The organism is Brevundimonas sp. NIBR10 (genome assembly GCF_027912515.1).
Taxonomy (GTDB): domain Bacteria; phylum Pseudomonadota; class Alphaproteobacteria; order Caulobacterales; family Caulobacteraceae; genus Brevundimonas.
On the sequence record NZ_CP115464.1, the window covers coordinates 2,415,474 to 2,428,646 of the forward strand.

The window sequence follows — 13,173 nt, forward strand, 5'->3', positions numbered from 1 at the left end:
GTTCAGCCGATCGAGGCGGTAGGGCGGCCCACGATCGTCAGCATTCCGTCCTTTGTCATGGCGTCGCTGAGCGGCATGATTTCGGTTCCGGAGGCCTCCCGGATGGCTGCGAGCGTGATTTCGGGATCGTCTGTCTCAAGCTCATAAATGGCCATGGATCGCCACGCCGGCGGCTCCCAGTCCTTGGTCTTGATCCGTTCGATGTTGAATCGTCGCGCGCTGACAACGCCCGGCATTCTGGCCACGTCCGGCATATGCACGGTGTCGTACCAGTGATCGAACTCCTGCTCTCGCCCCGGTGTCGGACAGATGAAGGCCACGTAGGTGTACTGGCCCATTTCAGCCGGCCAGCGACAGAGGAATGGCGGCTCCGGTCACCGCGCCGGATTCGCGAGACAGCAGGAAGGCGATGACCCGCGCCGCCGCTTCCGGACTGACCCAGGCCGATGTATCGGCGTCGGGCATGTCGGCGCGGTTCGTCGGTGTGTCGATAATGGTCGGGAGGACCGCATTCACACGGATGCCCCTGCCCTTGAGTTCTTCGGCCAGGCTTTCGGTCAGGGCGTGAACGCCAGTCTTTGACGCGGCATAGGCCGCGAACCCTGTGCCAGGTCGGACGGCCCCGGCAGCACCCACGTTGACGATCGCCGATCCCTCCACAAGCAGCGGAATCGCCGCGCGACACGAAGCGGCTGCCGTGCGCAGGTTCATGCGATACATCCGGTCGAAGCTGTCCAGCGAGCCGTCCGCCACGGTCTCCCATACGAAACCCCCGGCGATGTTGACGACGCCGCCAATCGCTCCGAGGTCGCTGACCACATTTCGATAGGCCTCGGCGACTGCGTGTTCTTCCGCCAGATCGACGCCGCCCAGGGTCAGTTTGGCTAGGGTTTCCGTCGAGACGGGAGCCATATCGACGGCGGCGACCTGATGCCCGGCATCAGCCAGATGGCGGACAACGGCGCGACCCAGAGCCCCGAAGCCTCCCGTGACGATAATGACGGCCATCAGGCAACTCCTTCAGTGGCTGGGCTGTCGATATGAGCCGACACGCGCGTGGTGATGAACTCTTGCGGGTCCGGTGCCCGGGTCCATTCCCAGTAGTCGATCAATGGCCAGGGCGAGTTTGCGATGACCTTTCCCGCGGCGTTCTTGTACCAGCTTCCCGCGCTGTCGTGGGACCAGGTGAACCGGGACAGCGCCGCGTCCATCCGGGCGGAATAATCCGCAAAGACCGTCGGCTTGAGTTCGATCGCGTCGATGTCGTCCTGCACCATCCATTTCAGGGCGTTGGCGATGTATCGCGCCTGGCATTCGGAGTTGAAGAACAGGTTGCCATTGAAACCCAGGTTGGTGCCCGGCCCATACATCAGGAAAAGGTTGGGAAACTCGGGTACGGTGATACCGAGGTGGGCGCGTGGCGTGTCGTCCCAGAATTGGTCGATCCTCTTTCCGGTTCGACCCACGATCTCCATCGGGGCCAGATATTCGAGCGCCTTGAACCCGGTGGCATAGACGACGATGTCTGCGTCGTGATGGACCCCCTTGCCATCGATGATTCCGGTCTCGTCAAAACGCGCGGCACCATCGGTGCACAGGGTGACATTCTCACGCTGAAAGGCGCGGAAATAGCCGCCGTCTCCCAGATTGGGTCGCTTCACATAGGGTGGGTAGGTCGGGATCAGCTTCGCTTGCAGTTCCGGATCGTCGCCGATGGCGGCCTTCATGCCCTGGGTCAGGCGCTCGCGCGCGGCGTCATTGGCGGCGCTGACGGCCTGCGGCCCTCCGGTCCATTGCGGATCGATCACCATATGGTCGGGCGAACCGTCCAGCGCCCAGTTGTACATGATCGCCCGGGTCCAACGGGCATAGCCGGGCAGAGTGTCCATGGCCCAGTGCTCGGAGTCCGAGACCTTTCGGCGGTACTCCGGGTGGACGAGAACCCAGGTCGGGGAGCGTTGAAAGACGGTCAAGTGGGCCGCCTGCTCGGCCAGTTCGGGCACGATCTGCAAGGCCGTCGCGGCCGAACCGATGACGAGCACCTTCTTGCCTTCGGCCGACAGGTCTTCCGACCATTTCGCCGTGTGGACGCGAACCCCCTTGAATGCATCCTGACCTTCGATGTCCGGGATCAGGGGGCGGTTGAGCTGCCCGACGGCACTGACCAGTGCGGCGACACGAACCTGTTCCTCGCCCCCGGCCGAGCGCAACGTCACATTCCAATGCGCAGACTCGTCATCATAGACGGCGCGCAGAACTTCGGTCTCGTACCGGATGTGCGATGTGAGCCCCAGGCGATCCGCCAGGTCCGCGAAATAGGATCGCAACACCGGCCACGGCGAGAACAGTTCCGGCCAGGTCTGGTCGCGCACGAAGGTGAAGGAATAGCAGTGGCTGGGCACATCCACACGCGCGCCGGGAAAGCGGTTCTCGAACCAGGTACCGCCAGGGCCGCTGTTCTTCTCGACGATGGTGAAGGGAATGCCGGCCTCTTTGAGCCGATAGCCCATAACCAGACCCGAAAGCCCGGCTCCGACGGTCATTACCGGCTTGGCGTTGACCGCTGTCTGATCGACGAGCTTGTCCCATTGAAACGCACGGGCATCGCCGCCGAAGCCCAGTTCCTCGGCGATCAGGGGTTCGTAGCGAGGGTCGAGCGACTTGCCGGTCAGCGTGGCGATCATCTCGCGCAGTTGAATCGTGTCTGGAAGGTGAGGGGCGGGGCAACCCGCATCACGCCATGCCTTGATCGCCTGGGCCGCCTTGGCGCGCAGTTCGACCTGGAGGTCGGCGGGGACACTGCCCGACAGGTCGGTGGAATACTGGGGTCTCAGGGTCGGTCCTGCGGCGCGCAGAATTTCGGTGCTGCCTGTCAGGTGGACGACTGACATCAGAAGCGGCAACAGGCCGAGATCGCCGACCGCCGCATCGATCTCGTCATCGCTCGCCGTCAGCGGGGCGACGTCTGAGAGACCAGGAACAGCGAAGGTCGCGCTCACGCTGGCACCCGACTGGCAAAGGTCATATCGGGTCCTGTCGGCCGGGTGTTCAAACGCTCGATCACGGTCGCCCGATGATCGAAGGCCGTACCCCAGGCATAGCGTAACGCCAGGGTACGCTTGAGGAAGAAATGGACGTCGGCTTCGCGGGTCATTCCCATGGCGCCATAGACCTGGACCGCCGTTCGGGTGGCGAGATCGGCCGCGTCGCCGGCGGCGATCTTGGCATGGGCGACGCGGGCGCGGGAGGCGAAAGTGTCGAGGGGGAGCTCGGCAGCAGCGGCGTGAACGACGGGGCGGGCGAACTCGATCTTGACCTGGGCCGAGGCGATCAGATGTTTGACCGCCTGGTAGCTGCCGATCGGCTTTCCGAACTGAGTCCGGTCCTTGGCGTAGGCGACGGCGAGGTCGATGGCGCGCTGGCCAAGACCGATTAACTGGGCTGCGGTGAACAGAGCGCCGCGATCGGCGGTCTGACCCCAGTCGGACCCGACCATGGTTTCTGGCGACGGGCTCCAATCGACAGTGAACAGCCGACGGAAGGTATCGACACTATGCCGGAGCGTCAGTGAAACCTGTTCTCGTTCTACCAGATGGAGCTCCGCGCCATGAGGGAGGATGAAGGCACCGGCCGTATCCGCGTCGGCGACGAACGGATTTGCCGGATGGCCGACGGCGACGACCTCGCCCCTGATCACACGCTCGATCCAGCCGCGATCGTCGGCAAGCGAAGCCAGCAACGGGACGACAATCCCGGCTTGTTCGACCAGAGGCTCGGGCAGGCCTACATAGCCCGCAGCCTCTGCAATGCCGACCAAGTCGACCGGTGCGAGCTCGAGACCGCCAGCGTCCTCGGGGGCGAGCATCGCTACCAATCCCATGTCCCGGATAGCGTTCCAACGCGCCTCATCCCAGGCTTCGTTCCGCTCCAGAAGATGGCGCAGGTCGGCGGGGGTGCAGGTCTCGACCAGCATGACCCGCGCGGCGTCGGTCATGGCGAGCTGATCTTCGTCGAAGGCGAACTGCATCGGCTCAGGCCCTCGGCAGGCCGAGCATCCGCTCGGCGATGATGTTGCGCTGGATCTCGTTCGATCCGGCGTAGATCGGACCCGCGAGGGCGAAGATATAGTCCTCCAGCCAGTCGACTGCCGTCGTGCCCAGGTCTGGCGGCGCCAACTCGGCCCGGTCACCCAGAATGTCGAGCGCGGTCTGGTGCAGGGCGATATCCATTTCGGACCAGAAGATCTTGTTTGTCGAGGACTCCGGCCCGATCGATCCGCCCGCCGTCAGGCGCGACGCGGTCGAATAGATCGACAGGGCATAGGCGTCGGCATCCATCCAGCTCTGGGCCACGCGCTCGGCAACCGAGGCCGGGAGCGAGTTCTTGTTGTTTTCGTACAGTGTCAGCAGGTTGGACGCCGCGACTTGATAACGGGCGGGCGAGCGTAGCATCAGCCCGCGCTCGAACCCTGCGGTGGCCATGCAGACGTGCCAGCCCTGGCCTTCGTCGCCCAAGCGATCGGCAACCGGCACCCGGACATTGTCCAGGAAGAGTTCGGCGAACACCATCTTGCCGTCCATCCGCTGAATGGGACGACGTGTCACGCCGGGCGCATCAAGCGGAAACAGGATCAGGCTCATGCCCTTGTGCCGCTCGCTGCCCGGTTCGCGGAACAGGCCGAAGGCCCAGTCGGCGAAGACGGCGCGGCTGGACCAGGTCTTCTGCCCGTTGAGGATGTAATGGTCGCCGTCACGGGTCGCGGTGGCGCGAACGCCGGCAAGATCGCTGCCTGCGCCGGGCTCGGACCAGGCCTGGGCCCAGATGTCGTCCCCTGCGGCCATGCGCGGCAGGAACCGCGCCTTCTGATCCTCGGTGCCGAACTCCATCATGGTGGGGCCGAGCAGGAAGATGCCGTTCTGGTTGACACGCGTCGGAGCCTTGGCGCGGTAGTACTCTTCCTCGAAGATCAGCCAGCGGATCAGGTCCAGAGCACGGCCGCCGTAGGCCTCGGGCCAGGTGACCATACCCCAGCGCCCTTCGCTGAGCTTGCGCTCCCAGTCGCGGTGGGCTTCGAACCCTTCGCGCGTCAGGTCGAAGGAGGGGAGGGGCCCGGACGGGACGTTGGCCTCCATCCAGGCGCGGACCTCGGCGCGGAACGCGTCCTGTTCAGGGGTGTACTCGAGCTTCACTCGCCGGCCTGCTTCTTGTTGGCCGAGGCCATGGATTTCGCGTCCAGCCCGCCCAGGCTGTTGTCGGACGTCAAGTCGTTCTGGGCGTGGGCGAAATGGTGCATATGGAACACCGCCTCCATGGCTGTTCTCTTGCCGCGCAGTTCCTCGACATGGTTGACGGCCTGTTTGGTCAGCCAGGCACCGAGGCGAGGCTGGGCGGCCAGCTTGGCGGCGACCGCGGCGGTTTCCTCGCGGAGTTTGTCGCGCGGCACGATCCGGTTGACCATGCCGAACTGCTCGGCCCGCTGAGCCGTCATCCGCTCACCGAGCAGCAGGAACTCCTTGGCGATGCGGGGGGGCAGCTCGAAGGCATGGGCGAAATACTCGACGCCCGGGATGCCCATGCGGACGACCGGATCCTGGAAGAAGGCGTCGTCCGAGGCGATGATCAGGTCGCAGACCCAGGCCAGCATCAGACCTCCGGCGATACAGGCCCCCTGAACCATGGCCACGGTCGGCTTTGGGGCTTCGCGCCAGCGTCGGCACATCCCCAGATACTGTTCCTGCTCACGGGTGTAGAGCAGTTCGGCGGCCGGCCGGTTGACGTGGCGGCCGAACATAAGGCGGCGATCGAAATCCCTGTGCAGGTCGCGACCCGGCGTGCCGATATCGTGCCCGGCCGAGAAATGCTTGCCCTGTCCCGCCAGGACAATACAGCGGACGTCGTCGTCGTTCACGGCGCGCTGGAAGGCGTCATCCAGCGCATAGGTCATCTGACCGTTCTGGGCGTTGTTGAAACCGGGACGGTTCATCGTGATCCAGGCGACGCCGTCCTCGACGGCGTAGAGGATGGGCTCCTCGGTCTCGTAGACGATCTCGGTCGCCTTGGGCTCCACCAGATCGGTCATGCGGCCTGCTCCTGTGTATCGTCTTGTCCGCTGTCCAAAAGCACCAGGGCATCCACGGCGATCGCGCCAAGACCCTCCGGCATGACCAGAAGCGGATTGATTTCCACTTCCCGAAGTCGCTCGCCGCCAGCCATGACGGCATTGCACAGGGCGGCGATCGCCTTGCCCGCCGCCGCGACGTCTCCCCTGGGCCCGCCGCGATAGCCGTCCAGCAGCTTGAAGCCCTTGAGGCCGCGAAGCATGGCTTCGGCCCCCGCTGCATCGACGGGCAACAGCCGGTGCTGAACGTCCTTCATGAGTTCGGTCCAGACGCCACCCAGGCCGACAGTCAACATCCAGCCGAAGACGGGATCGCGGGTGACGCCTGCCAGGATTTCGACGCCGCCTTGAAGCATGGGCTCCAAGGTCACGCCCTCGATCCGCACGCCGGGCATGGATCTGGCCTTGTCCATCATAGCCTCGAAAGCCTCGACGACACTGTCTGCGTCCCTGAGGCTCAGCCGGATCAGGCCATGCTCGGTCTTGTGCGCCACATCCGGGCTAACCAGCTTGGCGACGAGCGGGTAGCCGATCCTATGGGCGGCCTCACGGGCCTCAGCGGCGTCATGAACCACGGCGTCGTGGACCACCGGAACGCCGAAGGCCGCGAGCGCATGCTTGGCCTCGGTTTCCGAAAGGGCGGACTCTCCAACCGGGAAGGCGGGCCAGGTCGCGCTGGCGCTCGCCGGGGTGACAACCGCGTTGCCCTGAGCCTTCCATCTGCCGTAGGTCGCGACGGCGCGCGCTGCGCGGTCGAAGTCGTCGAAACAGGCGATGCCGGCGGCGGCGAGCTTGGCGCGGTCGGCGAGAGCGAAGGTGTCGATGGCCACGATCAGCTTTTTGGACGCCGCGGCGGCGCGTTCGACCTGATCAAGGGCGCGCTCCAGAAAGACGCCTGGGAGATACAGCAGCAGGACGTCGATGTTATCGGGCCGAAGCGCCAGACCGATGGCTTCGAACAGAAAGTCATTGGCGTTGACCAGATTGCCGGTCAGGTCGACAGGATTGGACACCATGCCGAAGGCCGGGATTTCCGCGCGCAAGGCGGCCTGGATGTCGTCCGGCAGCGTGGGGACGTCACCGCCGTTCAAAGCCAGAGCATCCGACAGGATGGCCCCCGCAGCGCCGGAGACGCTCAGGATGGCGCAGGCGTTGCCGCCAATCTTGGTTCCGAACTGGTTCAGGTAGGCGAGGTCGGACAGGCCCACCAGTTCGCCCGCCCTTGCAACCCCGGCGGCTGTGAAGGCGGCGTCATAGGCGGCGCTGTCACCGGCGAGAGCGGCCGTGTGCGAACGAGCGGCCTCCGCGCCCTTTTCGCTGGACCCGACCTTGAAGACGGCCAGCAGCTTGCCCTTGGCCCGGAACGCGGCGGCTGCTTGCAGGAATGCGCCGCCGTTGCGGAGTTCCTCGATGTAGCAGAGGGCGCAGGTCGTATCGGGGTCCTCGGCCAGGAAGCCGAGATAGTCGGCGAAATCGACGTCCGCTTCGTTGCCGGTGTTGATGACGTGGCTGAAGGCCACCCCGGCGCGGCGGGCGATGCGATAGACGGTGGCAGCCATATTGCCGCTCTGGGTCAGCAAGGCGGTCGAACCGGCCGGATCTCCGGGCTGGAAGCTGGTGCCGAAGGTGGTGAAGATGCCATCGACGAAATTGGCATTGCCCATGCAGTTGGGTCCGGCGACGCGCATCCCGGTACGGGCCGTGAATGCCTCCAGCGCGGCCTGTCGGGCGAGACCTTCGGCTTCGTTGGTTTCGGCATAACCTGCCGCGAAGACGACGGCTGACTTTACGCCGACGGCATGGCAGCGATCGAGATAGGGCACGACATCGTCAGCGCCGAGGGCGAGGAGGGCGAGGTCCACCACTTCAGGCACGGATTCGATGTCCGCATAGGCCGTGCGGCCCTGAACGGTCGGGCTCTTGGGATTGACGGGATACAGTTTCTCGAACCCGGCGCGCGCCAGTAGCTCCATGGGGATGCCGCCGACACGCTTGGGATTGTCGGACGCGCCAATAATGGCGATCGACCGGGGCTTCAGCAGGGCGGCGAGGCTCATGCCGCCTTCTCCGAGCCTGTCGCCGGACCTCGGAACTCATACTCCGACGGATCGAAGACTTCGGTCATGTTGCGATAGTCGACCAGCCTCCAGGGCGAGTTCTGCGTCACCCGGCCCGCCGCGTTCTTGTACCAGCTGGTCACGCCGGGGTGCGACCAGACCATGCCCCGGTGCGCCACATCGACCCTCTCCTGGTAGTCCCAGAAAGGCTTTTCCTTGACCTCGACCGAGGTCGCGCCGGTTTCGACCAGTTCGCGGATCGCCTGCATGATGTAGCGGATCTGGCATTCCGAATGGAACACCGCGCTGCCGCCGTGGGCCAGGTTGGTATTGGGGCCATAGATCAGGAACAGGTTGGGAAAACCTGGCATGGTCATGCCCAGATGTGCGCGAGGATCGTCCTCGCCCCAGCTTTCACGGATGGTGATGCCGTCACGGCCCTCGATATGCATGGGGCTGAGCATCCGCCGAGCCTGAAACCCAGTGGCGAACACAAGCACATCGACCGGATGGCGTACGCCGTCCTTGGTGACGACGGCGTCCTTCTCGATATGGTCGATATGGTCGGTGACGAGATCGACGTTGGTCCGCGTCAGCATCCGGTACCAGTGATTGTCGCGCAGCATCCGCTTGCCGTAAGGCGGATAGTCGGGCGTCGACTTCCGGATCAGCTCCGGATCATGATTCAGTTCGCTGGCGATGTGCGCTTCAAGCTGTTCGCGGATCTTGGCGTTGGCGGCGTTGAGCGACCGCTTCTGGTCCGGCCAGGTCGGATCGATCTGAAGCATCGGATGGAAGCCATCCGACGACGACCAGAACAGCTGAAACCGGAACCATTTGGCATAGAAGGGAATGTTCTTGAGCACCCACTTTTTGTCATCCGAGACGGTCTCGAAATAGAGTGGATTAGCCATGGCCCAGTGGGGCGACCGCTGGAATATGGTCAGATTGTCGACGATCGGCGCGATGGCCGGACCGACCTGCATCCCGCTGGCGCCGGTGCCGATTAGACCCACGCGGCGGCCGGCGATGTCGGCTTCGTGGTTCCAGCGTGCGGTGTGGAAGGCAGGACCCTCGAAATCGTCCATTCCGGGAATGGTCGGCATCTGCGGCCGGTTCAGCTGGCCGACCGCGCTCACGACGACGTTGGCCGTCGCGCTTGAAGCCTTGCCGTCGTTGCCGCGAATCTCGACCCGCCACAGCTGGGCCGCGTCGTCCCACTCTGCGCTGGTGACTTCTTCGTTGTAGCGGATCTGATCGCCTAGTGCGTTGGCATCCGAGTTGCGCTGAATATAGTGGAATATCTCGTCGCGTTTGGCGAAGAAATGATCCCAGTCGTGGTTGTTGTTGAAGCTGTACGAATAGAAATGATTGGCGGTATCGACGCCGCAGCCCGGGTACGAATTCTCGTACCATGTGCCCCCGACGGTCTCGTTCTTCTCAATGATGGTGAAGGCGATCCCCGCTTCCTTGAGCTTGATCCCCATGGCGACTCCTGAGAAGCCCGCACCGATGACAAGGACGTTGAAATGGTCCAGTGCCTCACGCGCCACCGGTCTTCGCCATTTGACGGTCTTTGGATCGTCGCCGGCGAGGTCCATTTCCTCCAGCACCATCGGATAGTATTCGGCCGGAACGTGTTGGCCCGTGCAGACATCCAGCATCCGGGGCAGGAGGTGCATCGGTGGCGTGATCGGCAGCTGCCGACCGGTCGTTGCATAGTCTGCCAGAAGATCGATCACGGCTTGACGCAACTCCGCCTTCAGATCGTCGGGCGTGTGTTCGTGAAAACTCCAGGGCCCCTGGATGTGGGGCGCGATGCGATCCAGCCAGGCAGGATCGCCGCCGAGGTGGATCAGCACCATCAGCAGGGGAGCCACGTCTGCGGCCTTCAACGCTTCGGCCAGATGGAAGCGATCTCCGACGAGAGCCTTCAGCGCTTGCGTGTCGTTTGGAGCCGTCATCGTCCGCCGCCAATCCGTCGTTGTTCAAGTCTGAACCCGCGCCGATCGCCGTCGCAGGATCGGGCAGAGGGATAGCGGTCGTCCGTTTCAATGCAATGCGACCGGCGCATTTATCGCCCCCGCGTCGCCTCGGTAATGGTCGGCATCGCCGTGGCGTTTTGTGCTGGCTGACCCTTTCTGCGCATGACCGCGTAGGCGACAACCGGCCCGTTCTGGCCGCGCGGGTGGTCGGGGGTTGTGAGGAACCGACCATGATCCTGACCGACGACCAGCGCGCCCTGCGTGACATGGCCGAGGCGTTTGCCCGCAAGGAAGTCATGCCGATCGCCAACCAGATCGACATGGAAGAAAGGACACCCGATTCCCTCATCTCCAAGGCGGCCGAGTTCGGTCTTTATGGCCTTTACACCCCCGTCGAGTACGGCGGCGCCGGCGCAGACATGGTCTCGGTCTGCCTTGTCTGCGAAGAGATCGCCAAGGCCAGTCCCGCCTTTGCTGGCGCTCTGACGGTCGAGATGATCCTGTGTCCCGCGGCTGTGGCGATCCTGGGCACCGAAGAGCAGAAACAGCGCATCCTGCCACGCTCCGCCTCGGGGGAGCGGCTCATGGCCTATTCGCAGAGCGAGCCTGCGGGCGCCGGCAACGTCATGGAGCACCTTACGCGGGCCATCCCCGACGGGAATGGCTATCGCCTCGACGGCTCCAAGCTCTATTGCACACAAGGGCCCGCGCAGACCTATCTGGTCATGTGCCGCACACGCGACAAAGACGGCAAGGAAGGCTTCGGCTGCGTGATCGTCGAGCGCGAGGCCGAGGGGCTTCACATTGCCCCCTATGAGCACAAGCTGGGCTGGCGAGGAACCAACACGGGACCGATCGCCTTCGACAACGTCCGCATCGAGCCTGAAAATGTGCTGGGCGACCTGCTGACAGGCGGATTCAGCCACCGCGCCGCCAACCACGCCAATCTCCTGGGGCACGTCGCGACCTCGATCGGATGCGCCGAAGGGCTGTTCGACCTGACCCTGGAGTACGTCAAGGACCGCCGGCTCTACGGGCGCAACATGTCCGAGCTTCAGCCGATCAGCTACTGGATGGCCGAGGCCTGGGCGAAGATCCAGGCCTGCCGCGCGTTGCTCTACGACACGGCCGCCGCCTTCGATCGCGGCGAGATGCAGCCTGCGACCTCCAACGCCTGCAAGGCGTTCATCGGCGACGCCTGCTTCGAGATCTGTTGCAAGCTTCTTCAGATGTGGGGCGGCAGCGGGATCATGGATTCCACCGGGGTCAACCGATACATGCGCGACGCCAAGGCCAAGACGATCGCTGAGGGCGCCTCGGAGATGCACTACGCCATCATCGCCAACCAGTTGTTCCACAACTCGCCCGCACTGGTGCCGCCGCAGACCTTCGTGAAGGGCGCGGCATGACCGGTTTGGCGACGCCGAGCCCCACCTCCTCGTCCGTGCCCGACGCCGTCCTTCGCCAGCCCATCCACGGCGCCGACCTGCTCGCCCACGCTCTGAGCCGCGATCTTGATCGTCCCGTCGTCATCCTCGACGACGGACGCACGGTCACCGCGGGCCAGATGGCCGCGTCGGTCAGCCGTTACGCCCAGACTTATGGCGCACTGTCGCCGCGTCCCCTGCGCGCGGCCTTGCTGTCGAAGAACCGACCGGAAGTGCCCGCGGCATCCGTCGGCCTGACCTTCGCCGGGATTGTGGCAACGTCCCTGCACCCGATGGGGTCGGTCGAAGACTATCTGTATGTCATCGAAGACGCGGAGATCGACCTTCTGATCTACGATGCCGATCATTTCGAGGCGCAGGTCGCCGAGATCGAGCGGCGCGCCCCTCGTATCCAGCACTTTCTGGCCTTGGGCGGGCAGGGTGTGCGGTCCTTGGACAAGGCCGCCGCAGCCTACGAGGCCCGGCCATTGGCGGCACCCGTCGTCGATCCGGACGCCCTGGCGCGGATCGCCTATTCCGGCGGGACCACCGGCAAACCCAAGGGCATCATGGTGACCCACCGGGGCATTCTGACGGCGTCCCTTATCCAGCTCACCGAATGGGAATGGCCCGAGGAAATCCGCTACCTGATCTGCGCGCCGCTGAGCCATGCGGGGGCCGCGTCGCTGACACCGATCCTGGTCAAGGGCGGGGCCATGGTGGTCCTGCCCGGTTTCGACCCCGTCGGGTTCATGGCGGCGGTCGAGAAATACCGGATCACTGCGACCCTGATGGTGCCCACCATGGTGCTTGCGCTGATCGATCATCCGCGCTTTGGCGAGTTCGACCTGTCCAGTCTCGAGGTGGTCTTCTACGGCGCATCGGCGTTCCCGGCCTCACGGCTGAAAGATGCGATTGCCAAGCTGGGGCCGATCTTCTTCCAGTTCTATGGCCAGGCCGAAGCGCCGCTGTCGGTCACCGTCATGCGGCGCAAGGAGCATCTGACCGATGATCCTCTGCGGCTCGCGAGTTGCGGCCGGCCCACGCCCTGGGTCCATGTCGCGCTGCTGGATGACGATTGCCGTGAGGTCGAAGACGGCCGGCCTGGCGAAATCTGCGTGCGCGGGCCGCTGCTCATGGCGGGTTATCTGGGGATGCCCGAGGAAACGGAGAAGGTGTTCGAGGGCGGCTGGCTGCATACGGGCGACGTAGCGATCAAGGGGCCGGACGGCTTCCTGCGCATCGTCGATCGCAAGAAGGACATGATCGTCACCGGCGGCTTCAACGTGTTCGCGCGCGAGGTCGAGGATGTGCTGGCGACCCACCCGGGCGTCAGACAGGCCGCGGTCATCGGCGTTCCGGATCCGAAATGGGGCGAGGCGGTGATGGCGATCGTCGTTGCCGTGCCAGGCTCCGAGCCGTGTCCCGAAGACCTGATCGCCCTGGTCCGTTCGCAGAAGGGGGCCGTTCAGGCTCCGAAGTCAGTGGTTTTCGTGGAGGCCATTCCGCTGTCCGCTGTCGGCAAACCGGACAAGAAGGCCCTGCGACTGAAATACGGGACGCCCGTCTGATGGCCGTTGATCCGC

Annotated in this window: 10 protein-coding genes; 2 read left to right on the plus strand and 8 right to left on the minus strand. The window is 64.5% G+C overall.

Annotation, left to right across the window (positions count from 1 at the left end; all coding sequences use genetic code 11):
• Window positions 1–2: 2 nt before the first annotated feature.
• Genes O5K39_RS11845 through O5K39_RS11880 form a run of 8 tightly spaced genes read right to left on the minus strand, consistent with a single transcriptional unit; the run spans window position 3 to window position 10,139 of the window.
• On the minus strand, window positions 3–338 hold the full coding sequence (locus tag O5K39_RS11845; RefSeq protein WP_271143830.1) for a hypothetical protein: 336 nt from the start codon (window positions 336–338) through the stop codon (window positions 3–5).
• Between the two features lies 1 nt (window position 339).
• On the minus strand, window positions 340–1,008 hold the full coding sequence (locus O5K39_RS11850; protein ID WP_271143831.1) for an SDR family oxidoreductase: 669 nt from the start codon (window positions 1,006–1,008) through the stop codon (window positions 340–342).
• The gene (locus O5K39_RS11855) at window positions 1,008–2,999 is read right to left on the minus strand and encodes an NAD(P)/FAD-dependent oxidoreductase (RefSeq protein ID WP_271143832.1); all 1,992 of its coding nucleotides are present in this window, start codon (window positions 2,997–2,999) and stop codon (window positions 1,008–1,010) included. The genes O5K39_RS11850 and O5K39_RS11855 overlap by 1 nt, the downstream gene beginning before the upstream one ends.
• A complete protein-coding gene (locus tag O5K39_RS11860; RefSeq protein WP_271143833.1) occupies window positions 2,996–4,027 on the minus strand; it encodes an acyl-CoA dehydrogenase in 1,032 nt (343 codons plus the stop codon). The genes O5K39_RS11855 and O5K39_RS11860 overlap by 4 nt, the downstream gene beginning before the upstream one ends.
• Before the next feature lie 4 nt (window positions 4,028–4,031).
• Window positions 4,032–5,189 carry an acyl-CoA dehydrogenase family protein gene (locus O5K39_RS11865; RefSeq protein WP_271143834.1) on the minus strand — a complete coding sequence of 386 codons (1,158 nt, stop codon included), beginning with the start codon at window positions 5,187–5,189 and terminating at the stop codon, window positions 4,032–4,034.
• Window positions 5,186–6,079 carry an enoyl-CoA hydratase gene (locus O5K39_RS11870; protein ID WP_271143835.1) on the minus strand — a complete coding sequence of 298 codons (894 nt, stop codon included), beginning with the start codon at window positions 6,077–6,079 and terminating at the stop codon, window positions 5,186–5,188. Before O5K39_RS11870 ends, O5K39_RS11865 begins: the two co-directional genes overlap by 4 nt.
• Complete coding sequence (locus tag O5K39_RS11875; protein ID WP_271143836.1) at window positions 6,076–8,175, minus strand: acetate--CoA ligase family protein; 2,100 nt, start codon at window positions 8,173–8,175, stop codon at window positions 6,076–6,078. The genes O5K39_RS11870 and O5K39_RS11875 overlap by 4 nt, the downstream gene beginning before the upstream one ends.
• Entirely contained in the window at window positions 8,172–10,139 is a 1,968-nt protein-coding gene (locus tag O5K39_RS11880) for an NAD(P)/FAD-dependent oxidoreductase (protein ID WP_271143837.1), read from the minus strand. The genes O5K39_RS11875 and O5K39_RS11880 overlap by 4 nt, the downstream gene beginning before the upstream one ends.
• A 251-nt stretch (window positions 10,140–10,390) precedes the next feature.
• On the opposite strand from O5K39_RS11880, the gene O5K39_RS11885 reads away from it, so the two are divergent.
• The gene (locus O5K39_RS11885) at window positions 10,391–11,569 is read left to right on the plus strand and encodes an acyl-CoA dehydrogenase family protein (RefSeq protein WP_271143838.1); all 1,179 of its coding nucleotides are present in this window, start codon (window positions 10,391–10,393) and stop codon (window positions 11,567–11,569) included.
• A complete protein-coding gene (locus O5K39_RS11890) occupies window positions 11,566–13,158 on the plus strand; it encodes an AMP-binding protein (protein ID WP_271143839.1) in 1,593 nt (530 codons plus the stop codon). The genes O5K39_RS11885 and O5K39_RS11890 overlap by 4 nt, the downstream gene beginning before the upstream one ends.
• The last annotated feature ends 15 nt before the right edge of the window (window positions 13,159–13,173 follow it).